24 protein-coding genes are annotated in these 26,388 nt (G+C 65.6%); 13 read left to right on the top strand and 11 right to left on the bottom strand.

Annotated elements, in window-relative coordinates:
* Positions 1 to 97: 97 nt before the first annotated feature.
* On the bottom strand, positions 98 to 1,819 hold the full coding sequence (locus AC0QDI_RS01985; protein ID WP_474664738.1) for an RICIN domain-containing protein: 1,722 nt from the start codon (positions 1,817 to 1,819) through the stop codon (positions 98 to 100).
* A gap of 226 nt (positions 1,820 to 2,045) precedes the next feature.
* On the opposite strand from AC0QDI_RS01985, the gene AC0QDI_RS01980 reads away from it, so the two are divergent.
* The 3 genes from AC0QDI_RS01980 (at position 2,046) to AC0QDI_RS01970 (ending at position 5,420) form a co-directional block, all read left to right on the top strand.
* The gene (locus tag AC0QDI_RS01980) at positions 2,046 to 2,777 is read left to right on the top strand and encodes an N-acetyltransferase family protein (RefSeq protein ID WP_474664736.1); all 732 of its coding nucleotides are present in this window, start codon (positions 2,046 to 2,048) and stop codon (positions 2,775 to 2,777) included.
* Between the two features lie 78 nt (positions 2,778 to 2,855).
* A complete protein-coding gene (locus AC0QDI_RS01975; RefSeq protein ID WP_474664734.1) occupies positions 2,856 to 4,061 on the top strand; it encodes a hypothetical protein in 1,206 nt (401 codons plus the stop codon).
* Between the two features lie 180 nt (positions 4,062 to 4,241).
* Positions 4,242 to 5,420 (top strand): redox-regulated ATPase YchF, encoded by a 1,179-nt coding sequence (locus AC0QDI_RS01970; protein WP_474664732.1) that lies wholly within the window; start codon positions 4,242 to 4,244, stop codon positions 5,418 to 5,420.
* A 282-nt stretch (positions 5,421 to 5,702) separates the two neighbouring features.
* On the opposite strand, the gene AC0QDI_RS01965 is transcribed toward AC0QDI_RS01970, so the two are convergent.
* The gene (locus AC0QDI_RS01965; protein ID WP_474664731.1) at positions 5,703 to 6,212 is read right to left on the bottom strand and encodes a DUF7979 domain-containing protein; all 510 of its coding nucleotides are present in this window, start codon (positions 6,210 to 6,212) and stop codon (positions 5,703 to 5,705) included.
* A gap of 607 nt (positions 6,213 to 6,819) precedes the next feature.
* Here AC0QDI_RS01965 and AC0QDI_RS01960 point away from each other — a divergent pair.
* Positions 6,820 to 7,020, top strand: a complete 201-nt coding sequence (locus AC0QDI_RS01960) for a hypothetical protein (RefSeq protein ID WP_474664729.1) — start codon at positions 6,820 to 6,822, stop codon at positions 7,018 to 7,020.
* A gap of 34 nt (positions 7,021 to 7,054) precedes the next feature.
* Here the strand turns inward: AC0QDI_RS01960 and AC0QDI_RS01955 are convergent, their stop codons facing one another.
* Complete coding sequence (locus AC0QDI_RS01955; protein WP_474664727.1) at positions 7,055 to 7,915, bottom strand: UbiA family prenyltransferase; 861 nt, start codon at positions 7,913 to 7,915, stop codon at positions 7,055 to 7,057.
* A 109-nt stretch (positions 7,916 to 8,024) separates the two neighbouring features.
* Here AC0QDI_RS01955 and AC0QDI_RS01950 point away from each other — a divergent pair, with 109 nt between their 5' ends.
* Positions 8,025 to 9,713, top strand: a complete 1,689-nt coding sequence (locus AC0QDI_RS01950; protein WP_474664725.1) for a thiamine pyrophosphate-binding protein — start codon at positions 8,025 to 8,027, stop codon at positions 9,711 to 9,713.
* A gap of 91 nt (positions 9,714 to 9,804) precedes the next feature.
* Here the strand turns inward: AC0QDI_RS01950 and AC0QDI_RS01945 are convergent, their stop codons facing one another.
* Both AC0QDI_RS01945 and AC0QDI_RS01940 read right to left on the bottom strand, forming a co-directional pair.
* Positions 9,805 to 11,352 carry a TrkH family potassium uptake protein gene (locus AC0QDI_RS01945; RefSeq protein WP_474664723.1) on the bottom strand — a complete coding sequence of 516 codons (1,548 nt, stop codon included), beginning with the start codon at positions 11,350 to 11,352 and terminating at the stop codon, positions 9,805 to 9,807.
* 140 nt (positions 11,353 to 11,492) lie between these two features.
* Positions 11,493 to 12,392: a hypothetical protein gene (locus AC0QDI_RS01940; RefSeq protein WP_474664721.1), complete on the bottom strand. Its 900-nt coding sequence runs from the start codon at positions 12,390 to 12,392 to the stop codon at positions 11,493 to 11,495.
* On the opposite strand from AC0QDI_RS01940, the gene AC0QDI_RS01935 reads away from it, so the two are divergent.
* Complete coding sequence (locus tag AC0QDI_RS01935) at positions 12,391 to 12,528, top strand: hypothetical protein (RefSeq protein WP_474664719.1); 138 nt, start codon at positions 12,391 to 12,393, stop codon at positions 12,526 to 12,528. The two genes, AC0QDI_RS01940 and AC0QDI_RS01935, sit on opposite strands and share 2 nt — an antisense overlap.
* On the opposite strand, the gene AC0QDI_RS01930 is transcribed toward AC0QDI_RS01935, so the two are convergent.
* Entirely contained in the window at positions 12,525 to 13,952 is a 1,428-nt protein-coding gene (locus AC0QDI_RS01930; RefSeq protein ID WP_474664717.1) for an FAD-binding oxidoreductase, read from the bottom strand. The two genes, AC0QDI_RS01935 and AC0QDI_RS01930, sit on opposite strands and share 4 nt — an antisense overlap.
* 362 nt (positions 13,953 to 14,314) lie before the next feature.
* On the opposite strand from AC0QDI_RS01930, the gene AC0QDI_RS01925 reads away from it, so the two are divergent.
* The 3 genes from AC0QDI_RS01925 (at position 14,315) to AC0QDI_RS01915 (ending at position 16,657) form a co-directional block, all read left to right on the top strand.
* Entirely contained in the window at positions 14,315 to 15,322 is a 1,008-nt protein-coding gene (locus tag AC0QDI_RS01925) for a TIGR04024 family LLM class F420-dependent oxidoreductase (protein WP_474665647.1), read from the top strand.
* An 85-nt stretch (positions 15,323 to 15,407) separates the two neighbouring features.
* A complete protein-coding gene (locus tag AC0QDI_RS01920) occupies positions 15,408 to 15,812 on the top strand; it encodes a DUF7344 domain-containing protein (protein ID WP_474664715.1) in 405 nt (134 codons plus the stop codon).
* 56 nt (positions 15,813 to 15,868) lie between these two features.
* Positions 15,869 to 16,657: a TrmB family transcriptional regulator gene (locus AC0QDI_RS01915; RefSeq protein WP_474664713.1), complete on the top strand. Its 789-nt coding sequence runs from the start codon at positions 15,869 to 15,871 to the stop codon at positions 16,655 to 16,657.
* Between the two features lie 28 nt (positions 16,658 to 16,685).
* Here AC0QDI_RS01915 and AC0QDI_RS01910 read toward each other — a convergent pair whose 3' ends face one another.
* Positions 16,686 to 17,651, bottom strand: coding sequence for an NADPH:quinone reductase (locus AC0QDI_RS01910; protein WP_474664711.1), 966 nt, complete (start codon positions 17,649 to 17,651; stop codon positions 16,686 to 16,688).
* Positions 17,652 to 17,825: 174 nt separating this feature from the next.
* On the opposite strand from AC0QDI_RS01910, the gene AC0QDI_RS01905 reads away from it, so the two are divergent.
* The gene (locus tag AC0QDI_RS01905; protein ID WP_474664708.1) at positions 17,826 to 18,392 is read left to right on the top strand and encodes a type 1 glutamine amidotransferase domain-containing protein; all 567 of its coding nucleotides are present in this window, start codon (positions 17,826 to 17,828) and stop codon (positions 18,390 to 18,392) included.
* Between the two features lie 660 nt (positions 18,393 to 19,052).
* On the opposite strand, the gene AC0QDI_RS01900 is transcribed toward AC0QDI_RS01905, so the two are convergent.
* Positions 19,053 to 20,174: a pyridoxal phosphate-dependent aminotransferase gene (locus tag AC0QDI_RS01900; protein WP_474664706.1), complete on the bottom strand. Its 1,122-nt coding sequence runs from the start codon at positions 20,172 to 20,174 to the stop codon at positions 19,053 to 19,055.
* Positions 20,175 to 20,339: 165 nt separating this feature from the next.
* Here AC0QDI_RS01900 and AC0QDI_RS01895 point away from each other — a divergent pair, with 165 nt between their 5' ends.
* Entirely contained in the window at positions 20,340 to 21,008 is a 669-nt protein-coding gene (locus tag AC0QDI_RS01895; protein WP_474664703.1) for a DUF6517 family protein, read from the top strand.
* A gap of 207 nt (positions 21,009 to 21,215) precedes the next feature.
* On the opposite strand, the gene AC0QDI_RS01890 is transcribed toward AC0QDI_RS01895, so the two are convergent.
* Together AC0QDI_RS01890 and AC0QDI_RS01885 are read right to left on the bottom strand one after the other, a co-directional pair.
* Positions 21,216 to 22,082 (bottom strand): 2-oxoacid:ferredoxin oxidoreductase subunit beta, encoded by an 867-nt coding sequence (locus AC0QDI_RS01890; RefSeq protein WP_474664701.1) that lies wholly within the window; start codon positions 22,080 to 22,082, stop codon positions 21,216 to 21,218.
* Complete coding sequence (locus tag AC0QDI_RS01885; protein WP_474664699.1) at positions 22,079 to 23,836, bottom strand: 2-oxoacid:acceptor oxidoreductase subunit alpha; 1,758 nt, start codon at positions 23,834 to 23,836, stop codon at positions 22,079 to 22,081. Before AC0QDI_RS01885 ends, AC0QDI_RS01890 begins: the two co-directional genes overlap by 4 nt.
* A gap of 299 nt (positions 23,837 to 24,135) precedes the next feature.
* Here AC0QDI_RS01885 and AC0QDI_RS01880 point away from each other — a divergent pair, with 299 nt between their 5' ends.
* On the top strand, positions 24,136 to 24,774 hold the full coding sequence (locus AC0QDI_RS01880) for a ferredoxin--NADP reductase (RefSeq protein WP_474664697.1): 639 nt from the start codon (positions 24,136 to 24,138) through the stop codon (positions 24,772 to 24,774).
* 59 nt (positions 24,775 to 24,833) lie between these two features.
* On the opposite strand, the gene AC0QDI_RS01875 is transcribed toward AC0QDI_RS01880, so the two are convergent.
* Positions 24,834 to 25,310: a DoxX family membrane protein gene (locus AC0QDI_RS01875; RefSeq protein WP_474664694.1), complete on the bottom strand. Its 477-nt coding sequence runs from the start codon at positions 25,308 to 25,310 to the stop codon at positions 24,834 to 24,836.
* A 135-nt stretch (positions 25,311 to 25,445) separates the two neighbouring features.
* Here AC0QDI_RS01875 and AC0QDI_RS01870 point away from each other — a divergent pair, with 135 nt between their 5' ends.
* Entirely contained in the window at positions 25,446 to 26,381 is a 936-nt protein-coding gene (locus tag AC0QDI_RS01870; protein ID WP_474664691.1) for a hypothetical protein, read from the top strand.
* The last annotated feature ends 7 nt before the right edge of the window (positions 26,382 to 26,388 follow it).

Below are 26,388 nucleotides of genomic sequence, written 5' to 3'. Positions count from 1 at the left end.
TGCCTCTGTCGCGGAGGCGTCTCACGCGTCCGAGTCGAGGAGCTACCCGTGGAAGGCCGTCCGGCTGTACCAGTTGCCGTGTTAAGGTCGAACGATCTCAGACCGACTCGAACGTCCAGCGCTGGTTGGCACCGCCAGTGTCGGGCCACTGCATGACGTTCGCCCCGTTCTCGGTCGACCAGTCCACGACGTCGGCGACCTTCCCGCTGTGGACGGCCTCGAGCGCGTACTGGCCGCCGTCGTCGACGATGCGCCAGCGCTGGCAGTCGCAGCCGCTCGCGGCGTACTGCTGGACGTTCGCGCCGTCGCTGGTGTCGGCGTTCGGTACCTCGAGGAGCTTGCCGCTGTTTTCGTTCCGGATGTGGTACTCGCCGTTGCCGAGATCTTCGACGGACCACTGCTGCGTCGGATGGCCGTTGGCGGGCCACTGCTGAACGTTCGCCCCGTCGCTCGTGCTCGCGTTCGCCACCTCGAGCAGCTGGCCGCTGTTGACGTTCGCGATTTCGTAGATCCCCGTCGAAATCGGGCCGCTCGCGCTGCCATCTCCGTCATCGTCGCCATCGCCGGAGCCGGGCGGCGAGCCCCCGACCTCGACGGCACTGGCCCACTCCGCGAGCCAGTCGCGCAGCCCGCTGTCGGGGACCGACAGCGAGTGCGTGTTCGCCGGAATATACGGATAGCCGCCGACCTCGTCGTGGTGGCCGACCCAATAGTCGTACGGCGAGTCGAGTCGATCGTTGCCCGCGCGGTCGCGGATCTCCCGGACGATGCGTCGGTCGTCGTCGGTCCGGTCGGCCGGCCGTGCGCCCGCGTTCGCGAGGTTGTGACTTTCGACGTCGCCCGCGGGCAGCTCGGAGAGGCCGCCGGGCCACAGCGGCGGCGAACCCGTGCTCGAGACCTCGGCGAACGACTGCCCGGAAAGCGCCGGATCGGCCGTCACGTTGTCCCGGTGGTAGGCCGTGGGCGTCCCCTCGAGGATCGGATCGCCGGTATCGTTCAGCCCGGTGTAGACGTTGCCGACGAAGCTCGTAGTGGCGGAGCTGTCGGCGTTCGCCGACTCGTCGAAGAAGTAGGTGAGGTTGTTGACGACGACCGAGCTCGTGTCGGCCTTGAGTCGCGGGAGGCGGCCGCGACACTTCGCCCAGACGTTGCCCGCCAGCGTCACGTTCGACGCGCCGTCGCCGACGAGCGTGCCGTAGTTGTGATCGGCCCCGTCGCCGTACGGGCTCCACAGGCCCTCGTAGATCAGCGAGTTGATCACCGTGGTATTCTGCGTGTCGTAGCCCACGGAAAGACACTCGTCGACGCCCCACGATGCCGTCACGTGGTCGACGACGTTGTTCTGGGTGCCGTCCTGGGTGTTGAACGCGTCGTTGCCCTGGATCGAGCCGTCGCCGGGGCCGATCCGGGATCTGATGTGCTGGACGACGCAGTCGTTGGCGTCGATCTGGACCGCTCCCTTGATGAACGTGATTCCGGGCGAGGGAGCCGTCTGCCCGGCCACCCAGCACTTGTCCTCGGTGATCGCCAGATTGCTATTTCCGAGATCGATCGTCCCGCTGGTCTCGAAGACGATCAGCCGCGGGCCGCTCGTCTGGAACGCGTCTTCGACCGCACCTCGCGTTGGTTCCGTGATCCTGATCACGCGCACGTTCTCGCTTTCGAGCCACGAGGTATCGCTGAAGCCGTCGTCGAGGCCGTACTGTGATCCGCCGTCGGTCTGTGCCGTCACCGAACCGATTACCGAGGATAGCGAGACGCCACCGAGCGCCGCCGATGCCGCCGCCGCTTTCAGGTACGTTCTCCGTGATTGGTTCATGAATACCTATTTCAAATATCGCTCGCTGATAAATATATATTTTTGATGCGTAGATTACACTCAGATGTGAAGTGTACTTTACCCTCGCGTATGCGGTGTCCCCGTGATCGGTCCGTTCACGTCGCTGGCCGTGCCGATCGCTACCTGAAACCGACCGTCGAAATGGTCCGATCCGAACCAGTTCGGTCGGCCAAGAACTAAGTATTGTCTCGTGGTAACGAACAGCATGGAATCGGCAGAAACGCTCGAGTTCGGCCACGCGGACCGCAAAGAGATATACGAGTACGTCGAGCGCCGCGGAGCGGTCGATCCCGAAGAGACTCGAGACCAGTTGGGTCTCGATCCCGGCGGCTTCCGCCACCACGTCGCGATCCTCAAGCGGGACGGCCGAATCGAGGAGGAAGACGGCACGCTCAGAGTCACGATCGACGCGGGCGCAGAAGAGGAGTACGTCTCCGAGGCGCTCGAGTTTCACATCCGGCCGGCGCGACAGGAGGACCTGACGGGGATCGTCGGGGCGATCCGGCAGGTCGCCGAGGAGAAAACGTACATCGAGGCGGAAAGCGTCGCCGACGAGATCGACCACGAGAACGCGTTGCTTCGGCACAACGAACTCCAGTCCCGGATGTTCTTCGTCGCCACGGTCGACGAGGATGTCGTCGGCTGGGTCCACCTTCACGCCCCGGAGTTAGAGAAGCTGAGCCACACCGCCGAACTCACCGTCGGCGTCCTCGAGGAGTACCGCGATCACGGTATCGGCTCGCATCTCCTCTCGCGCGGGCTCGAGTGGGCCGGCGCCAACGGCTACGAGCGAGTCTACCAGAGCGTGCCATCGACCAACGAGGAGGCGATCGCGTTCCTCGAAATGCACGACTGGGAGACCGAAGCCGTCCGCGAGGATCACTACAAGCTCAACGGCCACTACGTCGACGAGGTGATGATGGCCGTCGATCTGTAGCCGCGGCGCGTTCGGTTCGAAAAACGTGTCGTTTCCTAACCAATCCATTTTATATAACCGTCTCTGGAACGGACAGGTATGCGTCTTGCCACCCCCGCACAGTACGAGTGGGAGGGATGGGGGGAATCGACCGCCGTAATCGTCGCGATGGGGCTCGCGCTCGCGGTCGCCGGAATCGTCCAGACGCTCGAGACGCCGGTTTCACGGCCGGTCGTCGCGTTCGAACTGTTCGTTTCGCTGCTCGTGCCGACCGGGCTGGCCACCGGCGGCTACTGGCTGGCCAGTCGGAACGTCTCGCCGGACGTCCGCTGGCGAGCCGCGACCAGGGTCTCGATCGGGATCGTCGTCGCGTGCGCGCTCGGCGTCTGGCTGATCGGCTACGTCACGCTCGAGGGCGGAGCGATCCGCGATCCGCTGTCGCTGGTGACGGTCCTCGCGGCGGTCGGCGGTGCGACCGGCTTCGTCAGTGCCGTCCGGGAACCGCTTCGAGACGAGTCCGGTTTGACGCGTGGATGCGCGGTCGACGGAGACACGGAGGCGGCACCGTCGCCGACCGCGGCCGCCGCCGAGACGGAATCGACGGCCGGAGAACGGACAGCGGCCGCTGGCGAAGCGACGGCATCGATCGACGAGCGGATTTCGGACACGATGGACTCTACTGACGGGAAAGCGACTGCTGGTGCGTCGACAGCGACTGATACATCGGCAACTACCACCGCGTCACCAGCCACCGATGCATCGACAACCGCCACTGCGTCGGCAGCCACCACCGCATCGGCATCGACGACGACGGAGACGACGTCGCGCGCTGGTGTGTCCCCGAATACCGATCCGTCGTCGACTGCCGCCGGTCCCGACGACCCGACGCATTTCGTCGATTCGACCGTGAATCCGCAGTCCGAAGCGTCCGACGCGTCGGTGCTGCCGGCGCGGGATCCGGGCGTCGAGACCGTCGCGGCCGTCCCGTCGACGGCGGAGACGGTCCTCGACGCGCTCCGAACCGAGCGCGCTCGAGTCGCACTCGCCGTGCTCTACCACGAGTGGAACGGCGAGACCCGGTCGGTCGACGACCTCGCCCGCGCGATCGCTTCGCACACGGACGACTCCGCCGACGCCGTCGCGACCGGGCTCCGACACGCCACGCTCCCGGAACTGGCGGCGATTCGAGCGATCGACTGGGATCCCCATGCGGACCGCGTGTCGGAATCCGACCACGCCGTCTTCGAAGAAGGGGTCCGCGAGGCGTCGGTCCTCCTCGAGGCGTTCGAACCGGGAACGAGGTAGCACTCGAGGGCTCCTGTTCGGGGTGGGAGACAGCAACGCGGACCCGCGTCCTGTCGACGGAACCTCGCCGCAACGACCGCTCCCAGCGCGGTGACTGACGCCGAGATAGCCGACTCGAACCCGTCCGGCCGTAGTGACGGAATCGAAAGGTAGTTTTCCCGGACCCTGCTACGCTGAGCCATGCTTTCGATCGCGCTTGCCGGAAAGCCCAACGCCGGCAAGTCCACGTTCTACACCGCGGCGACGATGGCGGAGGTCGACGTCGCCAACTACCCGTTCACCACGATCGACGCCAACCGGGGGGTGAGCTACGTCCGGACCGAGTGCCCCTGCCTCGAGCGCGACGAGCGCTGTACCGCCGACAACTGCGAGGACGGCAAGCGCTACGTCCCGATCGAACTCCTGGACGTGGCGGGGCTCGTCCCGGGCGCCCACGAGGGGAAGGGGCTGGGCAACCAGTTCCTCGACGAACTCACGAACGCGGACGTGATCGTCAACGTCGTCGACGCCTCCGGCGGGACCAACGAGAAGGGCGAGCCCGTCGACATCGGCGATCACAACCCGCTCGAGGACATCGATTTCATCGAGGAGGAGATGGACCTCTGGTTGGCGGGCATCGTCGAGAACAACTGGGAGTCAGTCGAGCGCAAGTCCCGCTCGCCCGACTTCGACATCGACGACGTGCTGGCGGACATGCTCTCGGGCTTTGGCGCGTCGCCAAAGCAGATCGCAATCGTCCTCCGCGACCTCGACTACCCCGACGACCCGATCCAGTGGGAGGACGAACACCGCGAGGCGCTCGCGCGCGACGTCCGCCAGCGGACCAAACCGATCGTCGTCGCGGCGAACAAGATCGATATCGCGCCCGAGGAGAACGTCGAACGGCTGCTCGAACTGGACAAACCGGTGATCCCCACCACCGCGGAGGGCGAACTCGCGCTCCGCCGGGCCGCGGAAAACGGGCTGATCGAGTACGATCCCGGCGACGAGACGATCGCGATCGGCGACGACGTCAACGACGCCCAGCGCGAGGCGCTCGAGGGGCTCGCGGACACGATGGCCGAGTGGGACGGCACCGGCGTCCAGACGGCGCTCGATTACGCGGTCTACGATATGCTCGAGCACCTCACCGCCTACCCGGTCGAGGACGCCGCGAAGTGGTCCGACGGCAGCGGGAACGTCCTGCCGGACGCCTTCCTCTTGCCCGACGGTTCGACGCCGGTCGATCTGGCGTACACCGTTCACTCCGACATCGGCGACGGCTACCTGCACGCGGTGAACGCGAAGTCGAATCGGGAGATCAGCGAGGAGTACGAACTCGAGGAGGGCGACGTGATCAAGATCGTGAGTACTAATTGACAACGGGCCACCAAAGTGGCCGCTGTCCGTTACGTGGAGATGTGATCCCTGCGGAGCACCTCTCTGGAATCCGCGGAAACGAGATCCTACGGCGCTCCGTAGAGTGTCTCGTAGAAGGCTCGACGGGCACTCCGAGCCCTGCATCTCGCGATGCTATCTGAACACCCCTCGAAAGACAACGAACAGCCATTCCTGGGGCAGAACACCGAACTGACTCGTGGAAGACTGTAGACGCTCGTCTCGTGGGCGGATGCTACCGCGTAGCCGACAAACGGCCGGCCCTCAGTTATCCCGCCGCCGGACGTACAACAGGACGCCGAACGTCGCGACGACGAAGGGTGATCCCACGAGGAGACCACCGACGATCGCTAACTGGCCGACCGTCGACCGTTCCGCCCGCTCGCCGAGCCAGAACCAGTAGCGGTCGCCCTGATACCGGACGGTAATCCGGTCGTGGAGGGTGAGTTCCGTGGTCTCGTTCAGGTGACGGGCGCGCTTTTCCGGGATGGGAGTGACACTATCGTCACTGCCGTCGTACAGTTCGTCGAACGCTTCCCGAGCGTCGGCAGAGAGGTTCCCGTAGTCGGTGATGGTGGTGCTGTTCGGGCCAGCATCGTCGTCACCCTGTACGAGGACGGCGTCGTCGCTGTCCAGCACGTGGATGGACATCGTGTAGTCGTAGCCGTTGGCCTCGACAGTGGACGCGAATTCGAGCCCACCGATGCCGACACCACAGAGACCACCGACGACGAGGATGGCCGCAAGCACTCGCCAGGGATCGAGAGTGGACATGTCAGACACTAACCTTTTCTGACTGTAACATTTTCCGTGTGAGCCGTCGGAACTGGTCTCCCGAGACGGCGCCAGCGCCGAACAGCGTCTCCGGTACCCGAACCCGTCGACCTCTCTGTAATGGAATAGCGGGCGGGACGTTCCGTGATCGTGGATGGCCCGATTCGGCAGGGACACGTGACACGCTCCGCGCAGTACGAATCGCGCGCTCGGAGAGCGACGTTCGGTACCACCTCCCCCTCCGCAGATCCGAGTACCGGAGGTGTTTTGTAGCGATAGAAGAGAGTGGGTGGTAGGCGGCACGGTCAGGCAGCACCTTTCAGCCCGCGTGGTTTCCACGTGTGGTTACCGTTGACTGACCTACCCCGTCTCTCTAATACCCGTGAGCGGCTGCTATTGCTCCCGTAGAGAGGGACGGTGATGGACAGGGTGTGGTTTCAGCATCGCTACCCGAGTTCGGACGTGAACCGTAACCGAGAGCCGGTAGCCAGTCGGCAAGAGTCTCACGACGGCTGTCGGGTAGAGATGAGTATTTGCTCACCGGCGACCTACACCGACTATGACGCCCCGTTCAACCCGCGTGTCCGACCCCCGTCGTGAGCGAACGATGGCACAGCTGGCCGTCCTGGCGGATCGACTCGAGGCGACGGAGCAACGCCAGCAGCAGTTACAGAACACGCTGGCCGGGATCGCACAGCAAGTCGGCGTCTCCGTCGGCTGTCTGTGCGGGCACTGCGACGAGAGTCACACGCTCATCAAAGACGGCACGATGTACTGCCCCAGGTGTGGTTACCGGCATTCGGTGTAGGCCGTTTCGAGTACCCGAACGTCGGACCGGGGGCTCACACCAGGTGGCCGAGCGGGTCGAACCGAACCGCGGCCACGAGGACGGCGAGGAAGACGTAGGAGCCGCGGATGAGGAGCATGGTGGCGAGTTCGGGATCCGCCCGTCGCGCGACGAGCGCGACGGCGGCGAACGCGAGCGCCGCGAGCAGCGACGTGAGGGGAAAGATGCGAACGAGGGCCAACGCGACGACGGCCGCGACCGCAGCGATCAGTAGCCCGTAGGCGATGTCGTAGGCGCGGTCGGGGCCGACCGCGACCGCGACGGTCCGTTTCTCGATCGAGCGATCGTACGCGTAGTCCTGCATGTCGTCGATCACTTTGATCCCGGAGAGGAGCGCGAGGAAGACGACGGCGAAACCGAGCGGAACGACCGTGATCGTCGCGGCCTGCACGTAGAACCCGCCGAGCAGGGAGAGGGCGATCCCGAGCGGATAGCCGGTCGTCGCCGTCACCGGGTTCGTGTCGAGCTGTGGCGCGTGATGGTAAGCGATCAGCCACGTCGGAACGACCAGCGCGACCGCGACCGGACCGACGAGAACGCCGAGGGCGACACAACACAGCGCGAACACCGCCGTCGACAGCCCGAGTGCGATCCGACACCCCCTCTCGGTCAAGGGATGGTCGTCGTCCTCGCCGCGGACGTGGAAATCCACGTAACCGTCTTTCACGTGCGCCGTGTAGACCGCGGCGAACATCGCGACGACGTGAACCGCCGCGGTCAGCGGATCGACGGTTCCGGCGAGGATCGCGCCGAACAGCGAGGCCGCGAGCGGCGGCGTCATGAAGACGGGATGGACCTGCGACCAGAGCGCTCGAGCGGTCGCGTCGACGCCGGCGGCGTCCCTCGCGATGGCCATATGCGGGCGACAACGAACTGAACTATAATACCCGGGCCGGAACCGCACGAACTGGAACCGACCCGCCGAAACACACAATTTGATGTGAGATGGCGTGCCACGAGGGAGCATGGTAGATAGCTATACGGGTGCGGATCTCTTCACCGACGCCCTCGAGTCCTACGGCGTCGACTACGTCTTCGGCAATCCGGGGACGACCGAACTGCCGATCATGGACGCGATCAGTCGAAGCGACCTCGAGTACAGACTCGGCCTTCACGAGGACATCGCGGTGGGAATGGCCGGGGGGTACGCCCAGCGGCGACGGTACCACGCCCACCACGACGACTCGATCACCCCGGTCGGCGTGGCGAATCTCCACATCGCACCCGGGTTGGCCCACGGGCTCGGCAACCTCTACGCGGCCAAGATCGCCGGCGCGCCGCTGGTCGTGACGGCGGGCAATCACAGCACGGACTTCCGCCACGAGGAGCCGATCCTCTCGGGCGATCTGGTCGACATAGCCGACCAGTTCTGCAAGTGGTCCGACGAGGTACTCGACGTCTCGGCGCTGCCGACGATGCTCCGCCGGGCGTTCCGGGTCGCGATGACGCCCCCGACCGGCCCCGTCTTCCTCGGATTGCCCCTCGACGTGATGCTCGAGGAAACCGACGCCGAGCCCGAACGGCTCGGGCCGATTCCGAACGCGGGCAGCGGCGATCCGGCGCAACTCGAGCGCGCCGCCGACCTGTTGGCCGACGCAGAGGATCCGGTGATGGTCGTCGGGGACCACGTCGCCCGCTCCGGTGCCGACGCCGTCGCCGCGGCGGTCGAACTCGCGGAGGCGACGGGCGCTCGCGTCCACGGGGAGATCCTCTCCTGCGAGGTGGACTTCCCCACCGACCACGAGCAGTGGGTCTCCTACCTACCGACCAGCGAGAGCCTGGCCGCAATGTTGATGGACACCGACACGATCCTGTTCGCGGGTTGTTCGACGAACACGACGCTGACCCGCCACGAAGAGGCGCTGGTCGATCCCGACACGACCTGCATTCACCTCAGCGACGACGCCTGGCAGGTGGGCAAGAATCAGCCCGCCGACGCCGCCGTGATCGGCGACCCGGGGCTCGTTTTGCAGGATCTCACCGAGCGCGTTCGCGGAAAACTCTCGGACGATATCGTGGCGGAGCGACTCGAGGCGGTCGCCGACGTCAAAGAGACGGTCGAGGGCCAGATGGCCGGCTACGGCGAGGCCGACGGGGACGATCCGCGGTCGTCGAAGGCCGAGCTGGTCGACGCGATGGAGCGCGTGGCCGGTGACGCGGCCATCGTCGACGAGGGCGTCACCTCGAAGTACGCCATGCTGACCCGATGGGACCTCGCGCCCGAACAGTACATGTCGAACAAGGGCGGCGGCCTCGGCTACGGGCTGCCCGCGGCGGTCGGCGCCGCCGTCGCCGAGGAACGGCGAGACGACCCGCGGGACGTGATCGGCTTCATCGGCGACGGCTCCTACCAGTACTACCCCCACTCGATCTACAGCGCCGCCCGGTACGATCTGGACCTGACGGTCGTCGTCTCGGACAACCGCAACTACCGGATCCTGAAGGACAATACGCTCCACCTCATGGGCGGCGAGGAGGACGACTACGAGTTCGTCGGGATGGACTTCGAGCCGGCGGTCGATCTGGTGAAAAACGCCGAGAGCCACGGCGCGCGCGCCGAACTTGTCGAGACGCCGGACGGTATCGAGGGCGCGCTCGAGGACGCGCTGACCCGCGAGGGACCGGACGTACTGGACGTGCTGGTTCAGGACTGAGACGGGCTCCCGAAAGTCGGATTCGGCGCATCCGCAGGACGGGCGCAGTTGCGCCGGAACCCAGTGACGGCCGGACGAGTCTCGGCCGCCGCTACGAGCGCCAGTACGCCGGCGTCAGGATGACCAGCACGGAGAGGATCTCGAGCCGGCCGATCCACATGAGGAACGTCATGTACAGCTTCGCGGCGTTCGAGAAGGGCTCGTAGCTGTTCATCGGCCCGACGACGCCGACGCCCGGGCCGATGTTCCCGAGCGTCGCGATCGTCGCGCTCGTGGCCTCGAGCGCCGACAGCGAGAGGCCCGGCGTTCGATAGGCGTCGAGGAAGAGCAAGACGGTGGAGACGACGAACAGCGTCAGAAAGAGCGCGATGAAGACGAAGATGCTGTGAATGGTGTCCTCGTCGATGACCTCGCCGGTACCGCCCATTCGAACCGGGCGGATCGCCTGCGGATGGACGAGTCTGAAGAGTTCGCGTCGCATCGATTTCTGGACGACGTACCAGCGGACGATCTTGATCGAGCCGGCCGCGGATCCCGCCGAGCCGCCGAGGAACATCGCGAACAGGAGGATCACCTGCGTCGACTCGCTCCACGCGTTGAAGTCCATGCTGGCGTAGCCGGTCGTCGTCACGATCGCGAGCGTCTGGAAGAGGCCGTGTCGGAGTGACCGCTCGAGACTGCCGGGGATCGTCGCGACGCCCTCGGGAACCGTGGCGAGCCCCATCCCGAGGAAGAGGAGGACGGAGATGAGACCGCCGACGACCCCCATCGACAGGAGGTAAGATCTGAACTCGGCGTTCCCGGTCAGGCGCTCGATCTGGCCGCGCCAGGCGTACCAGTAGAGCGCGAAGTTCGCCCCGGCGACAACCATGAAGACCATGACCGCCCACTGAACGATCGGTTCGAACGCCTCGACGCTGCGCCCCTCCGGCGAGAACCCGCCGGTCGGCAGCGACGTGAGCGCGTGGGCGACGGCGTTGTAAAACGTCATGTTCGGGGCCAGCCCGGCGAGGTGGAGCCCGTAGTAGACGACCACCGCGGCGAGCGTGAACCAGGCGTAGATCAGCCAGAGCGCCCGCGCCGTCTGCCTGATCCGCGGCGTCAGTTTCTCGACCTGGATCCCCGGCGATTCCTCCCGGATGAGCTGCGTGCCACCGACGGAGAGCTCCGAGAGGATGGCGACCATGAGCACGATGATTCCCATCCCGCCGAGCCACTGGGTGAGCTGTCGCCAGATCATGATCGACCGCGAGTGCGTCTCGAGGGAGATGCTACCCATGACCGTCGCTCCGGTCGTCGTGAAGCCGCTCATGCTCTCGAACAGCGCGTTGACGGGATGTGCGATCGTCCCCGTGTCGGCGACGAGATACGGGATCATCCCGACGATCGGGAGCACGAGCCACGTCAGCGCGACGAGGAGGAACGCCTCGCGGTGCTCGAGGGTCGGATCGGGCTCGAGGCGCTCGAGCCCCGTTCCGACGGCGACGGCGACGACGAGCGCGACGAGAAACGGGAGCGGGCTCTCCCGGTAGAACAGCGCGACCGCCGTCGGAAACAGCAGGGAGAGGGAGAGATACTTCAGCACCGTGCCGAGGAGACCGAGACTGGACCGGACGTCGACGTGAATCCTTCCTATCATTCTAACTACCGATCTGGTGGGACCGAGACAGGCTTCTCGATCGACCGAACGTAACTAACTCCGACAGATTCGATGTACAGCAATAAAAACTGTGTCTCGAGACCGCTGCCTCGGCCGAGGAACGGGAGAGTCGACGGACGTCACGAAAAGAACTGTCGGTGGTGTTCGCCCATCGCCGCTCGAGACGTTTCAGAGAACGCGGCGACGTAGTCCATGTTGAAGTACGACCACGCCTCGTCGGCTGGGGGCGCGTAGACATCGATCGCATCGGCTTCGGTCGCGAACCGGTGATTCCGCGGCGTGTTCCGACTTTCCATTGCCGAGTAGCCCGTGGCCATCGGCGTGATCCCGTGTCGGACGAACCAGCCGCTGGCTGCGGGATGGTCCTGAGCGCCACAGCTGTGTGCGCGAACCACCGGCGAGCGGTCGCGGTCGGGCTCGTCCGCCGGATAGTACGGAAAGTCGGCCCAGCCGATGACCGCGTGCCCGCACTCGTGGGCCGCGAAGTTCCGAACGAGTTCCCGCGGCGTCCCGAACCGCCAGCCGAGCAGGTCGACGAGTTCGGTATTGACGTAGCCGTACGCTCCGGACGCTGCGTATTCGCTCCCGTCGTGTGCCGCGTACGAACGCATCGCACCCGCGGTCGTCGTTCCGTCTTCGACGACGAACAGCGTCACCGTTTCCGGCGTCCGATCGGACCGGAGCGCGTCGTCGGTTTCGACCGCGTCGAGGGTGTCACCGTGCGACGGTGATACCTCGAACGTCGCGACCGATGATTCGTCCACCGTCACCTCGGCCGTTCCCGGCGTGGCGTCCGTCCACGTCTCGGCGAACAGTTCGGCCCCCTCGAAGACGGACTCGAGCGCGTCGTCGGCCGACTCGACGGAGTCGTGGCGGACGATTTCGATCGTCAGATCGCCGTCACCGACGGCCGCCGAACCGGCTCCCGATGCGACGACCGTCCCGGCGACTGCGGTACACGCACACGTGAGAAATCGGCGGCGGTCGAGCGCGGGCCGCCGGTGGTCCATCGGAGTCATGATCGAATCCACTACCTATCGAGAGAACAGACGGACCGCCCATATCGTCCTTCCGGCCGACAGTAACGGTGACGACGATCAGACATCGCGTCCGATCGACTGCGAGGTCACCGTCGAGCGATGCGGCCGCGCCTAACGCTCCCGACCGTTGATCCGTTCGCCGGCGGCCGTTTCGGGGAATATCTTCCCCGGATTGAGCGTGTCGGTCGGATCGAGCGCTCGCTTGATCGTCCGCATGGCCTCGACCGCGCCGGCCCCGTGTTCTGGCTCGAGGTATTCCCGTTTGCCCTGGCCGATACCGTGCTCTCCCGTCGCGGTGCCGCCCAGTTCGATCGCGAGCTCCACGATCTCTCGATAACACTGCTCGCCGCGTTCGACCTGCTCGGGATCGTCGGGGTCGACGAGGATGCTGTAGTGGAGGTTGCCGTCGCCCGCGTGGCCGAAACAGGGGACGAGGAGGTCGTATTCGTCGGCCAGCCGTTTCGCCTCCCGAACGACAGTCGGATAGGAACTGATCGGTACCGTCGCGTCGCCGGGGTGAAGCGGCTCGAGGGCGGGATCGTAGCTCGCGACGGCGTAGCCCAGTTCCCTCCGCGCCCGCCAGAGGGCGTCCATCTCGTTATCGTCGTCGCTCATCTCGAATCGAGCGACGTCGTGGTCTTCGAAGATCGTCCGGCAGAGGTCGATCTCCTCCTCGATGCCGTGATTGGCGTGAAACTCGAGGAAGACCATCGGCGCGTCGGGGAGATCGCTCCCGAGATACTCGTTGGCCATCGTCGCGCTCAGCCCGTCGACGAGTTCGATCCGGGCGACGCCGACGTCCGTCCGGACCGCGTCGAAGACCGCTTCGGTCGCGTCGTCGAGCGTCTCGAAGATCGCTCGGCCGCCGCGGATCTGCTCGGGGCGGCCCGCGAGTTCCAGCGTCGCCTCGGTGACGACGGCCAGCGTCCCCTCGCTGCCGACGATGAGATCGGTCAGGTTGTAGCCGCTCGAGGTCTTGACGGCCCGCGAGCCCGTCCGGACGACGGTGCCGTCGGCGAGGACGGCCTCGAGGCCGAGAACCCAATCGGCGACCTCACCGTAGCGGACCGTCTGCATGCCGCTGGCGTCGGTCGCGATCATTCCGCCGATCGTCGAGATGTCGCCGGAGGAGGGCAACGGCGGGAAGAACAGGCCGTCACCGGCGACGTGCTCGTCGACGTCGGAGCCGATGATTCCCGGCCCGACGTCGATCTGGAAGTCGTCTGGCCGGTAGTCGGCGACTGCGTCCAGCCGCGTGAGATCCAGGCTGATGCCGCCGCGGGCCGGGACGGCGTTGCCCTCGAGTCCGGTCCCGGCGGCGTAGGGGGTCACGGGGACGCCACGGTCGGTCGCGGCGGCGAGCACGGTCGAGACGTCGTCCGTGCACTCGGGCCAGACGACGGCGTCCGGGAGCACGCCGCCACCGTCGTTTTGCTCCGTCCCGAAGTCCGTCGCGTGCGATTCGCGTCGCCCGTCCGCGAACGAGAGCTGAGCGTCCGCGAGGTCGAGCGCCTCGAGGAACGAACAGTCATGTGTCATACGCCCACGTCGGTCACGACTCGTATCAACGTTTCCCACCGCTTCCAAGGCGGCGGAAGTCGAACGGGTGGAAACGGCCACGCGCTCGAGGGCGACCGACGACGTGTCGCCAACTCTGCCCGACGACGGTGAGCGATCCTCCGGGCTCTGGTCCCGAAGCCGCGACCTGCATCGGTATCTCGAGGCGATCCGGAAGCGGCGTGTCGAGATCCTCATCGGTGACAGCGGCAGTCGATTGCCGCGGCGACCGTTCGTCCCGGGAAACTGGACGGAAACGCTACAAATTTATGTGAATGGCTGGCGGGGTGTACGGTGATGGCAATACGACGAGCGATCCGACAGTCGACGCGGAGGGACGACCGATGAACGCCGAACTGGATCTGCTGATCCGACTGGGCGACTACGACCGGCCCCAGGGCGTCGCCGAGCGGGCCGTTCAGGTCGAGGAACTCGGTTTCGACCGGATCACGGTCGGCGAGACGACCGGCTGGAACATCGTGCCGCCGCTGACGCTGGCTGCCGAGCGGACCGATGAACTCGGCATCTCCAACGACGTGATCTCGCCGTACGGGCGAACGCCGTCGATGCTCGCCCAGACGGCGCTCACGATGCAAGACACCGCGGACGGTCGGTTTCGATTCGGAATCGGCCCGAGTTCGCCCGCGATCACGGAACGGTGGCACGGCGAGGAGTTCGACCGGCCACTACGCCGGACCCGCGAAGTGATCGAGATCGTCCGCGCGGTCTCCAGCGAAGGGAACCCCGCCTACGAGGGCGATATCTTCGAGATTCCCGGCCTGAAATACGAGCGCGGCCCCCACGAAACCCCGCCACCGATCGACGTCGGGACCCTCGGCCCCAAGGCCACCGAGATGGCCGGTCGCTTCGGCGACGGTTGGGCCCCCCAGCTATTCACGAAAGACGGGCTTCGAGACCGCCTCGAGGATCTGGAACGCGGTGCCGAGCTCGCCGGGAAGGACCTCTCGGACCTGCGAGTTGCGCCGATCGTTCGCGGGATCGTGTCCGAAGACCGCGAGGAAGCACGCGCGAAGGCTCGCAGCACTATCGCGTTCATGCTCGGGGCGTACGGTCCCTACTACGGAAACTCCGTCGCCGAGCAGGGCTACTCCGACGTCGTCGAGGAGATCCGAGCGGCCTGGGACGACCGGGACACGGACGCGATGGCAGAGGCGCTGCCCGACGACGTACTCGACGAGCTGGCTCCCGCGGGCACCCCCGACGAGGTTCGCGACTGGGTCGAGGCGTACAGCGAGATCGAGGGCGTCGACGCCGTTCGACTCGGGTTCGTCAACGGAATGTCCGAGGCGGACAAGCGGACGACGATGGAAGCGGTCGCCGACCTCGCGTAGTCGACGACCTCATCTCGAGAAACGACGATCGTGTTTCGATCGGACTCACACGTCGCATATATACCGTCTGGCTCCTATCGGTGGTATGATCCCGCTACTGAATTCACCCGAGAGTCTCACCGCGTTCGGCGATTCCCGTGCTGACGCCGTCGATACGGCGATGGATCTGTTGGCGAATCGACGCCGGCGTGCGACGTTGGATTTTCTCGAGGCGAACGGCGGCTCCGCCACGCTACCGGAGCTCGCGGTGGAGATCGCCGCACAGGAGGCCGGCTCCGAGCCGAACGCGATTTCTGATCACGGTGACGTCTCTGCGAGAGAGCGACGGGCCGTTCGGATCTCGCTCCACCACACGCAGATCCCGAAATTGGCGGCCGCGGAGGCCATCGATTACGATAGCTCGACGGAGACAGTTACGCTCCGCGATCGCGGACGAGCGCTGCTCTCCCGGCAGGCGGCCGTCCGCGGGCCCCCACAGGAATCCCGGTAGCGGCCCGGCACAAATAGGCCCGTAGTATACCCGTCCGATTCCCTAGAATTGGGTGTATGCCCACCGAAAATCAGGCGGTGCGGCTCCTCGACGAACTCGGCCTCACCGAGTACGAGGCTCGCTGTTTCGTCGCCCTCTCGCGTGTCCCGAAAGCGAGCGCGTCCGAAATCCACACGCTGTCGGACGTCCCTCGCTCGCGGGTGTACGACTCCGTCGAACGGTTGCACAGAAAGGGGCTCGTCGACGTCCAGCAGACCGAACCCCGTCAGTATCGAGCGCTTCCCCAGGATCTCGTCCTCGAGCGACTTCGCGAACAGTACGAGTCCACGCTCGAGGCCGCCGACGACGCCCTTTCGAAGCTCCGCCGAAAGAAAGGGCTGGAGGAACAGGGCGCGTGGGCGATCGCCGATCACGATAACGTGACGGATCGTACCGGGCTCCTTCTCGAGGACGCGACCGACGAGATTTACGTGCTCATCGCGGACGAAGACGTGCTCGACGAGGAACTGTGTGATCGGCTCGCAGCGGCGTCCGAGTCGGGCGTCTCCGTTATGATCGAAGCTCCGTCCGAGGAGACGGCAGCGCGGATTCGATCGCACGTTCCCGACGCCGCCGTGGCGACGACCGCGCTCGCGGCGGATCCGGCGCAACTCGAGGGCAAGTGGCTGAGCCGGATCCTGCTGGTCGACCGCCGGGCGGTGCTGCTCAGCGCGCTGTCGGCGGGCACGCGACCGAGTAACACGGAAGAGACGGCGCTCTGGGCCGAGGGCCCCGATCACGGGCTCGTCGTCGGCGTTCGACAGCTGCTCGGCACGCGGCTGGATCGCGGTTCAGTGTTCGAGTGATCCGGACGGCCCGGTGTTCGAGCGATCGCTACGGCTCGATGACGAGTTTCCCGAGGAAGCTATCCGACATGACGGCCCGCTGGGCGGCGGCCGCCTCCTCGAGGTCGTACGTCCGCGCCACGTCGATCGAGAGTTCGTCCGCGTTCATCAGGTGGGCAACGCCGCGAAGCGGGACGCGCAGATCCGGCGTATTGAACATGCTCATGAACTGGTAGGAGACGTCCTTCGACCGGGCGGCCCCGTCGTTCGTAAAGCCCGGATCGGGACTGTTCTCGCCGATGCCGACGACTCGAGCGCCCTGCGCGGCCACGTCCGCGTCGAACTGCAGGTAGTCGTCGAGGCGGTGATCGAGCACGGCGTCGACGCCGCCCCCGGAGGCCTCGAGGACGGCGTCGGCCAGATCGTCGCGGCCGTAGTCGAGCACCGTTTCGGCCCCGTAGTCGGCGAGCGCGTCGTGGTACTCCTCGGACGCTGTCGTGATCACTCGCGCGCTCACGGCGGCCGCGATCTGGACGGCCGCGTGGCCGACGCCGCCCGATCCGCCGTGGACCAGACAGTGTTCGGCGGGCTCGAGGTCGGCGTGGTCGATCAGGGCGCGCCAGGCGGTGACGGCGGCGACGCCCGCGGCTCCCGCCTCGGTCAGATCCGCGCCGTCGGGGAGGTGGACGACGCGATCGGTGGGGACCGTCGCGAACTCCGCGTAGGCACCCTGCGCGGCGGCCCCGCCGATACCCGTGCCGTAGACGAGATCCCCGTCCTCGAAGCCGTCGACGGATTCGCCCACCTCGGCGACGACGCCCGAGAAGTCGACGCCGGGCGTAAACGGCACGTCGACCGGCGTGTACGAGCCGTCCCGGAAGTAGGTATCGACGGGGTTGACGCCGGCGGCGGCGACCTCGATCAGCAGTTCGTCGGCGGCCGGCTCCGGTCGATCGATTTCGTCTACCTGTAGTACGTCCGCATCGCCGTGTTCGTGGAGGCGTACAGCGCGCATATCGTTCGAGACCACGGAGCGGGGCCGTAAAATGGTACACGTGACGGCAGGGGAGACGGCGTCCCTGGAGCGGTATCGGTGGTACTCGAGCGGGCCGCACCGATCGGAGCGCCGTCCGACCGTTTTGCACCAGCAAGTACAACCCTTGTGCACACGAGCGCACTCGCTTTCAGCATGAGCGAATCTGACCAGCAGCCGCTCGAGGAGACGACCGTCGGCATCTTCCTCGCACCGGAAGGGACCGAGGAGATCGAGTTCACCGAATCGAAGGAGGCAGTCGCCGATGCCGGTGCCGCGGTCGACGTGCTCGGCAGCGAGACGGGAGAGGCGCGGACGGTGAACGACGACCTCGAGTGGAGCGACAGCTACGAGGTCGAGAAATCGTTCGACGAGGTCTCGGCGGACGACTACGACGCGCTGCTCGTCCCCGGCGGGACCGTCGGTGCGGACACGCTCCGAACCGACGAGGACGGCGTGGAACTCCTGCGACAACACGTCGAAGCCGGGAAGCCGGCGGGCGTGATCTGCCACGGCCCGTGGACGCTGATCGAAGCCGGCGTCGTCGACGGCAAGACGCTGACCTCCTATCACAGCCTGCAGACCGACGTCCGCAACGCCGGCGGCGAGTGGGTCGACGAGGCGGTCGTCGTCGACGACGGACTGGTGACGAGTCGGAATCCGGACGACCTCGAGGCGTTCTGCGAGACGATCGTCGACGAGTTCGCGTCAGCACAGCGCTGAAAACTCCCGGGCTTTTCTCCACCGTTTCGTATCGGACACTAGGCTACTGCGAAAACAGGGACAGTCAGTGTCGATTCTCTCTGTATCGTTCGGACTGATCAACCGACGTGCGGTGGTGCGCGCTGTCGGCCGAGCGAGCGTCGCGAGGCGCGAACACAGTGAGCGCCTCGGAAAGCGAGAGCGGCCGACGACATTGTGCGAGGGATGAGCGAGTGAGCGGAGCGAACGAGCGAATCGGCTGGGGAGGGCGTGGCGATTCCCTGTTGCCACGATCGCAGGAGGCATTTTTCCACCCGACCGCCTTCGAGAAGACTCTTCTCTACATGTGGACTGATCAATCGACGTAGAAAAACGAGAATGACGCGGCGCGTTCTGCGTATCGTGGCGGCACGGCGTTGCCTCACCCTCCCCAGCCGATTGCGGTCCTCGCTCCCACGGGTCGCTGCGGTCCTCATCCCTCGCACAATGTCGTCGGTCGCCCTCACTTTCGTTCGGCCGACCGACAGCGCGCGCCACCGCATGCCGGTTTTCCAGTCCGAAGTGAGAATATAGGTCGTCTCCGCAGCTCGTTCGATGGAAGACGCAGCGGGGAGAGGGTGAGAGAAACAACCCACAGAGACCCCTCGATGTACTGGTAACAGCGGTCGATTCGAGCGAATCCTATCGAACGGCCTTCGTCGCGTCGTCCATGATCTCGAGCGCCTCCTTCAGTTCCTCCGTTCCGGTCGCATACGAGAGCCGCGCGTAACCCTCGCCGTTCGCGCCGAAGGCGTCGCCGGGGACGACGACGACGCCGCGCTCGAGCACCTCGTCACACCAGCCATCGGGGACCTTCGGCATCGCGTAGAAGGCCCCTTCGGGGGTCGGCACCTCGAGGCCGGCGTCGGTGAGCCCGTCGAGCACGAGGTCCCGCCGTCGCTCGAAGGTGTCGACCATCTCCCGAACCCGATCCTGGGGGCCCGTCAGGGCGGCCTCGGCGGCGTACTGGGCGGGCGCGGAGGCACAAGCCTGCCCGTACTGGTGGACCCGAAGCATGCGCTCGATCCGCCGATTCGATGCGACGACCCAGCCGAGCCGCCAACCGGTCATCGAGTAGGTCTTCGAGCAGGCGCTGACGACGATGACGTTGTCCGTCTCGGCGAACTCGAAGGGCGAGTGGTGGTCGCCCTCGAAGACGATGTGTTCGTAGACCTCGTCGGAGATGCAGAGCACGTCGTGCTCGTCCGCGATGCGGGCGAATTCCCGCATGTCGTCTTCGCTCTGGACGGCCCCCGTCGGGTTCGCGGGACTGTTGACGATGAACACCGCCGTCTCGTCGGTGATCGCGTCTTCGACCGTTTCGGGATCGAGGGTCAGATCCTCTCGCAACCCGACGGGCTTCGGCGTCCCGTCGGCGATGTGGGTCAGCGCGTCGTAGGAGACGAAACCCGGGTCCGGGAAGATCACTTCCTCGCCGGGATCGACGTGGGCCTCGAGCGCGATATGGAGCGCCTCGCTGCCGCCGGAGGTGGCGATCACGTCTTCGGGATCGATCTCGAGGCCGTAGTCCCGGTCGTACTTCGCCGAGATCGCCTCTCGAAGCTGCGGGGTGCCCTTATTCGAGGTGTAGGCGTCGGCCCGCCCGGCCTCGATCGCTTCGATCGCCCCGCGACGGGCGTGGGCGGGCGTCGGGAAGTCCGGCTGGCCGAGGCCGAGGTTGATCGCGTCGTCGCCGGCGGCCTCGAAGACCTTGCGAATGCCGCTGATCGACACCTGCTCGACTCGCGCTGCGAAGTCGGTCATGGCTATACGGGGGCGGTCGACCCCGATAACTCTTCATGTGTTCGTCGGTACGACCTCGTTTCCCGAGCGGTCCCGAACCCGAACCGTCTCGACCCGTAAACGGTCCTGTCAGCGGTCCTGAAGTAGCCACAAGGGATATGCCGCTCGTACCGAATCTCTCTTTCAATGACTCCCACTCGCCGATCGGTGCTCGCCGCGGGCGCGACCGGAGCCCTCGCACTGACGGCAGGCTGCATCGACGTCGTTCTCGGTAACGGGCCGCTCGAGTTCGACTCCGACCGCGTCGCCCCGACCGGGGACGCACTCGAGGGGGCCGGCTACGAGGAAAGCGGCGTCAATAACGACGCGATCGAACGAACTGTCGACCTCCCGGGCGGCATCGAACGCGACGTCCGGGCCGGCGTCTGGCGCTCGGTTTACACGAAGGAGGTCACCTATCTGGGCGAGACGCGCGAGGGAGCCGCCTTCGCGGGCGTCTCGATCCCCGGCATGAAGGTCGCCGGCCGATCGCTCAACCCACTCGACGACATGTCGAACGGGGAACTCCTCGAGCGGTTTCTGAGCGAACTTCCCAGCGATCACGGTGATATCACGAACGTCCAGCGCGAGGAGTCGTTCGGCCTCGATATCCTCGGCGACGGCCGCGAGGTCGACCTGTTCGTCGGCCAGAGCGAACTCGAGGGCGAAACGATCGATATCGAGATCAAGATCACGTCGTTCGATCACGATGGCGATCTGCTCGTGTTGCTCGGAACCTACCCGAAGATGCTCACCGCCGAAGCCGCGAACGTCGAGGAACTGATGGAGTCCGTCGAACACCCGTTCGAGGAGTAAGGTTCGGTCCGCAGTCTCGAGTTACGGTAACGGGAGACCAGTTTTCGGAGGGATCGCTGAAATTGGCCGGCCTACAGACGACCGCGTTTTCGATCTTACTGGACGACGTACACCCAGTGTACGGAGTAAACGGCACACGGAGGGATCCGTGTACAGAATAGAGAGCGATTCGCGTACAGAACAGAAAGCGAGCGGCGAACGGCGGCGTCAGTAGAACTCGCGGACGAGATCCATCGCGTCTTCGGGCGCGCCGTCGGGAATCTCGGACATGTCCTCGGTGACGCCGTGTTCTTCGTGGTACGGCACGGAGTTTTCGTTCTGGTACATGACTCCCTGGTACTCCTTGTCGCTGTCGAGGATGACTTCCTTGGCGGCTTCGTAGTCGTTCGGATCGTGATCCTCGTCCTCCTGCAGGTCGACGAGACTGTCGCGGAAGTAGTCGTAGGTGTCGACGTCGTTGAACGTGACGCACGGACTGAAGACGTTGACGAAGCCGAAGCCGTCGTGCTCGATGGCCTGCTCGATGATCTCGGCGTGGCGCAGTGCGTCCGAACTGAACGACTGCGCGATGAAGCTCGCGCCGGAGGCCATCGCCAGGGCGAGCGGGTTGACCGGCGGCTGCTTCGGCCCTTCGGGGGTCGTACTGGTCTCGAAGTCCGACCGCGAGGTCGGCGAGGCCTGCCCCTTCGTCAGCCCGTAGATGCGGTTGTCCATGACAACGTAGGTCATGTCGACGTTCCGGCGGACGGCGTGGACGAAGTGACCGGCACCGATCGAGTAGCCGTCACCGTCGCCGCCGGCGACCATGACCTCGATGTCGGGACGGGCCATCTTGACGCCGGTTCCGACCGGGAGCGCGCGGCCGTGAACGCCGTGCAGGGCGTAGCTGTGCATGTAGGTCCCGATCTTGCCGGAACAGCCGATCCCGGCCACCACGAAGGTGTTGTCGGGGTCGTTGCCGGTGTTCGCGAGGGCTTTCATCATGCCGTTCATCGTCCCGAAGTCGCCGCATCCGGGACACCACGTCGGCTGCTTGTCGGATTTGAAGTCGGTGAATCGTACGTCGGAGCTCATTGTGCTGGTACCTCCTCGGTGAGTTTGTCGGTGATATCGTCCGCGAGTTCGTCCGCCTTGAATCGAACGCCCGTGTACTTGTTGATGCGTTTCACGCGGGTAAGCACGTCGTGTTCGATCACGTCGGCGAACTGCCCGGTCGCGTTACACTCGACGACGATCGTCTCGTCTGCGGCTTCGATCTCCTCGGTCAGGTCCGGCCGCGGGAAGATGTACGGCACCGAAATGACGCGGACATCGATCCCGTCCGCCTCGAGGTAGTCGAGCGCCTCGATGAGCGCGCCCTCGTTAGACCCCCACGAGATGACGAGGTTGTCGGCGTCAGGATTCCCGAACTCGCGGTAGTCCCACTCCTCCTCGTTCCGGGCGGTCTCGACCTTTCGATATCGCTTGTCGACTTGCTGGACGCGCTCGTCTTCTTCCTCCGTCCGGCGGCCGAGTTCGTCGTGCTCGAGGCCGGTGGACATGTGTGCGGCGTCGGTCGTGCCGGGGATTGCACGCGGGCTGACGCCGTCTTCGGTGATGGCGTGAGCGCGGAAGTGATCCTGCGCGTCGAGCCACTCGTCGACCTCGTCCTCGTCGACGAGTTTGCCGCGATCGATCTCGACGTCGTCCATGTCGAAGGCCTCCGGCGGGAACGTCTGTTCGGTGACAGACATCGCCAGATCGGAGACCAGGAAGACCGGCGTCTGGTACTTCTCCGCGAGATTGAACGCCTCGATCGTCTTCCAGAAACACTCGGTGATCGACGTGGGCGCGACGACGAACCGCGGGACTTCACCGTGGCCGGCGTACAGCGCCATGTCGAGGTCGCCCTGTTCCTGTTTGGTCGGCATCCCCGTCGAGGGACCGGACCGTTGTACGTCGGCGATGACCAGCGGCGTCTCGCTGGTCGCGACCAGGCCGAAGGTCTCGGTCATGAGGTCGATCCCGGCCCCCGACGTCGCAGTCATCGACCGAGCGCCGGCACGCGCGGCTCCGAGGGACATGTTGATCGCCGATAACTCGTCTTCCGCCTGCACGACGTGACCGCCGTAGTCCTCGATGCGCTCCGTCAGATACTCCATGATCGACGTCGCGGGCGTGATCGGATAGCCGGCGTAGAACCGGCAACCGGCGGCGATGGCTCCCATGCCGATCGCCTCGTTGCCGTTGAGTAAGACGTAGTCGTTGTCGGTCGTGTCGATGTTGTAGCCGAGGTGGTCGAGATCGTAGTTCTCCTGGACGTACTCCTGACCCGCTCGAGCGGCCGCCTTGTTGTTCTCGACGATCTTCGAACCTTTCCCGCCGAAGCGCTTCTCGAGGGCTTCGTCCAGGTACTCGACGTCGAAATTAGTGATTTCGCACGCGGCACCGAGCGCGACGATGTTGCGCATGATCGCGCCGCCGGCCTCCTCGGCCAGCGTCTTCAGCGGGACGTCGACCGCGGTCATCTCGTCGGGAATCTCGGCCTCCCACGAGCGCTCGCCGTCGTAGATGATCGCGCTCCCCTCGTGGAGTTCGTCCAAGTTCTCGTCGATCGTCCGCTGTGTCAGCGCGACGAGGATGTCCAGTCGGTCGACGACGCTCTGAATGTCCTCGACGGAGGTGCGAATCTTGTAGGCTGTGTAGCCGCCGCGGATCCGCGACGCGAAGTCTTTCGACGTGAATACGTGCCGTCCGGCTCGGGAAAGGGCCTGAGCGAAGATTTTACCCGTGGAGTCGATACCGTCGCCGGCCTCGCCCCCGACCGCCCAGTTGAGATCCTCAGCCATGTTATGCTGAGCCTTGCCCCCCATAAATGAAAAGGCTTCTGAAACCCCAACCGGACAACCGCAACAGTGGGTGATATGTTCGGTAGGCGGGGACAGTTTTCATTAATCGTTACAAATTGTGCCGGGGACGCTTACCGACGGAAAGAAACGGGTGACGCGCCGAATATGGTATCGAGGGACACGATCAGTTTCACGGTCCGTGGCCGTAACGCGATCTCGGATCGCGGCCGTAATCGAGTCGAACCGGCGGCGTCGATGGAACGGAACGACTTTTCGACCCGCCCCCGAACGGAGTCGACATGGAAGGGACGCCAGTCACCGTCGCATCGGTTACCGAAGTCGGTCCGGACACCGTCGCACTCGAGCTCGAAACGCCGGACGGGTTCGACGCCCTGCCGGGCCAGTTCGTCTTGCTCCGGGCCAGCCCCGACGACGAAGTCCTCTCGCGTCACTACACGCTCTCGTCGCCGGACGTCGGGGCGACGTTCGAACTCACGGTCGGCATCGATCCCGACGGCGACCTCTCGCCGTGGCTCGCCGACCTCGAAGCCGGCGACACCGTCCACATCGAGGGCCCCTTCGGCAGGATTACGTACGACGGTGCGGGCGACGTCGTCGCGATCGCCGGCGGACCCGGAATCGGTCCCGCGGTGGCGGTCGCCGAAGCGGCCCACGACGCGGGTCACGACGCCGTCGTCATCTACCGAGCGGACGAACCCGCCCACACCGACCGCCTCGAGGCGCTCGAGAGCGCCGGCGCGACGGTCCGGTACGTCGACGAGGACGATGACGACGATCTGGCGGACGCGATCGCCACGTACCGCGAGGACGGCCAGCTGTACGCGTTCGGCTTCGACGACTTCGTCACGTTCGTCGCCGAGTCGATCGACGACGTCGGCGGCGACGCGGACGAAGCGTTGATCGAGAACTTCGGCTGACGATCGGCGTCGCTCGTTGCCGGATCGCGGGGCCGGTCTCGAGGTGCGGCCGAGCGTACTCACGCGTCGGATTCCGTCGATCGGCCCAGTTGTACGAACGCGAGCGCCGCTCCCAGCAGGGCGGCGTTCTTCGAGAAGTCGTTGATCTGCTGTTGTTTCTCTTCCGGGTCGTCGACGTTCCAGAAGTCGTGCATCAGCGGCGTGGCGGTGGCGAAGAACCCGGCTACCGCGGCGGCGGAGGCGGCCGGCACCCGCCACAGCGCGATCCCGATACCGCCGAACAGGAGCCCGCCGCTTATCGCCGGGACCGAAAACGACGGGACCGGCGCGTTTTTCGTCTCGGCGTACCGGACTCGGCCCTCGAGGTTTCGGAGGTTGTCCGTCGCCATGAACGCGAGTACGGCACCGAACAGGACGCGTGCGATCCGAAACAACCCGCTTTCAGATATCGAATTAGCGTCCGTCTCCGACCGTCGGCGACCCTCGCTCGGACTGTCGCGCCGTGGTTCGCGTTGTAGGAGATCGCTTATACTCATACGCTCGCGTATACGCGCGACGGGGTTCAGTCCACCCGTGACATTTGCCAGTTTCGGGACCGGTGACTATCGCTCCACAAAACAGGTTAGAGCGCTTGACAAAGGTGTTTATTCCACATCGTGGTGGAAACGCGTATGCGACGACGAGAGCTCCTCGCCGGCACGACCGGCGCGGTCTGTGGACTGGCCGGCTGCACGGGTTCGACGTTCGACCGACTCCAGTCGGATCGACCCGGTACCGACGACGATCCTGCTGCCGACTCGAGCGATACTACCCGATCGAAGTCGGTCGACACGATCGAAGTCGGCGATCCCGACGAGGTTCCGTTCCCCGACGCTCACCCGCCACACGAGTTCGAACTGCGAAACGAGGGGGAGACCGATCGAACGGTCTCCGTTACGATTACGGCCGACGGGGATGACGATGGCGGAACCGATGACACGGACAACGACGGCGGCGCGCTGCTCGAGCGCGATCTCGATCTCGCGGCGGGCGATGCGATCACGCTCGTCCTCGTCGAACCGCGGTCGTACGCGATCACCGTCACGACGAGCAGCGACGACGGGACGAGCGAGGCGACCGTCACCGATGGGATCAGCCGTCGTCCCTTCGACTGCACCCGCTCTCGGACGACCGTAACGCTCAGCGATACCGGCACGCAGACGGAGTCGACCTCGACCTCGATATCCTGTCCGACGCCGACGGTTGCAGACGCGTCCCTCGATGTCGGCGAGCGCGAGTGTGCGGACGGGACGGACGAGGACGATGCCACCGTCGAGTTCGCGGACGAAACCGCGATCGTCGACGGCGAGATCGCGACGCCGACGCCGTGTCACGGTCTCTCGCTGGCCGAGGCGGAGTACGACGAGCGACGAGGCGTCCTCGCGATCACCGTCGCGGTCGGCGAACAGGAGGGCGACACCTGTACCGACTGTCTCGGCACGGCCGACTACGAGGCCCGAATCGACCTCGAGGGGCGGTATCCGGAGCGCGTTGAGGTCCACCACGAGACCGGCGGCGAGCGCCAGCGGATCACAGCGGCCGAGTACGACTATTCCGCGGGAGAGTGAAACGAGC

It is taken from the genome of Natrinema sp. LJW11 (assembly GCF_056135975.1).
The sequence above is the reverse complement of the archived record's forward strand: the minus strand, read 5'-3'. Positions and strand labels throughout refer to the sequence as shown.

What these genes read in the sequence shown, in the direction of transcription:
- AC0QDI_RS01985 (WP_474664738.1), bottom strand. Translation starts at nt 1,819, where the DNA reads ATGAACCAATCACGGAGAACGTACCTGAAAGCGGCGGCGGCATCGGCG.
- AC0QDI_RS01980 (WP_474664736.1), top strand. Translation starts at nt 2,046, where the DNA reads ATGGAATCGGCAGAAACGCTCGAGTTCGGCCACGCGGACCGCAAAGAG.
- AC0QDI_RS01975 (WP_474664734.1), top strand. Translation starts at nt 2,856, where the DNA reads ATGCGTCTTGCCACCCCCGCACAGTACGAGTGGGAGGGATGGGGGGAA.
- AC0QDI_RS01970 (WP_474664732.1), top strand. Translation starts at nt 4,242, where the DNA reads ATGCTTTCGATCGCGCTTGCCGGAAAGCCCAACGCCGGCAAGTCCACG.
- AC0QDI_RS01965 (WP_474664731.1), bottom strand. Translation starts at nt 6,212, where the DNA reads ATGTCCACTCTCGATCCCTGGCGAGTGCTTGCGGCCATCCTCGTCGTC.
- AC0QDI_RS01960 (WP_474664729.1), top strand. Translation starts at nt 6,820, where the DNA reads ATGGCACAGCTGGCCGTCCTGGCGGATCGACTCGAGGCGACGGAGCAA.
- AC0QDI_RS01955 (WP_474664727.1), bottom strand. Translation starts at nt 7,915, where the DNA reads ATGGCCATCGCGAGGGACGCCGCCGGCGTCGACGCGACCGCTCGAGCG.
- AC0QDI_RS01950 (WP_474664725.1), top strand. Translation starts at nt 8,025, where the DNA reads ATGGTAGATAGCTATACGGGTGCGGATCTCTTCACCGACGCCCTCGAG.
- AC0QDI_RS01945 (WP_474664723.1), bottom strand. Translation starts at nt 11,352, where the DNA reads ATGATAGGAAGGATTCACGTCGACGTCCGGTCCAGTCTCGGTCTCCTC.
- AC0QDI_RS01935 (WP_474664719.1), top strand. Translation starts at nt 12,391, where the DNA reads ATGATCGAATCCACTACCTATCGAGAGAACAGACGGACCGCCCATATC.
- AC0QDI_RS01940 (WP_474664721.1), bottom strand. Translation starts at nt 12,392, where the DNA reads ATGACTCCGATGGACCACCGGCGGCCCGCGCTCGACCGCCGCCGATTT.
- AC0QDI_RS01930 (WP_474664717.1), bottom strand. Translation starts at nt 13,952, where the DNA reads ATGACACATGACTGTTCGTTCCTCGAGGCGCTCGACCTCGCGGACGCT.
- AC0QDI_RS01925 (WP_474665647.1), top strand. Translation starts at nt 14,315, where the DNA reads ATGAACGCCGAACTGGATCTGCTGATCCGACTGGGCGACTACGACCGG.
- AC0QDI_RS01920 (WP_474664715.1), top strand. Translation starts at nt 15,408, where the DNA reads ATGATCCCGCTACTGAATTCACCCGAGAGTCTCACCGCGTTCGGCGAT.
- AC0QDI_RS01915 (WP_474664713.1), top strand. Translation starts at nt 15,869, where the DNA reads ATGCCCACCGAAAATCAGGCGGTGCGGCTCCTCGACGAACTCGGCCTC.
- AC0QDI_RS01910 (WP_474664711.1), bottom strand. Translation starts at nt 17,651, where the DNA reads ATGCGCGCTGTACGCCTCCACGAACACGGCGATGCGGACGTACTACAG.
- AC0QDI_RS01905 (WP_474664708.1), top strand. Translation starts at nt 17,826, where the DNA reads ATGAGCGAATCTGACCAGCAGCCGCTCGAGGAGACGACCGTCGGCATC.
- AC0QDI_RS01900 (WP_474664706.1), bottom strand. Translation starts at nt 20,174, where the DNA reads ATGACCGACTTCGCAGCGCGAGTCGAGCAGGTGTCGATCAGCGGCATT.
- AC0QDI_RS01895 (WP_474664703.1), top strand. Translation starts at nt 20,340, where the DNA reads ATGACTCCCACTCGCCGATCGGTGCTCGCCGCGGGCGCGACCGGAGCC.
- AC0QDI_RS01890 (WP_474664701.1), bottom strand. Translation starts at nt 22,082, where the DNA reads ATGAGCTCCGACGTACGATTCACCGACTTCAAATCCGACAAGCAGCCG.
- AC0QDI_RS01885 (WP_474664699.1), bottom strand. Translation starts at nt 23,836, where the DNA reads ATGGCTGAGGATCTCAACTGGGCGGTCGGGGGCGAGGCCGGCGACGGT.
- AC0QDI_RS01880 (WP_474664697.1), top strand. Translation starts at nt 24,136, where the DNA reads ATGGAAGGGACGCCAGTCACCGTCGCATCGGTTACCGAAGTCGGTCCG.
- AC0QDI_RS01875 (WP_474664694.1), bottom strand. Translation starts at nt 25,310, where the DNA reads ATGAGTATAAGCGATCTCCTACAACGCGAACCACGGCGCGACAGTCCG.
- AC0QDI_RS01870 (WP_474664691.1), top strand. Translation starts at nt 25,446, where the DNA reads ATGCGACGACGAGAGCTCCTCGCCGGCACGACCGGCGCGGTCTGTGGA.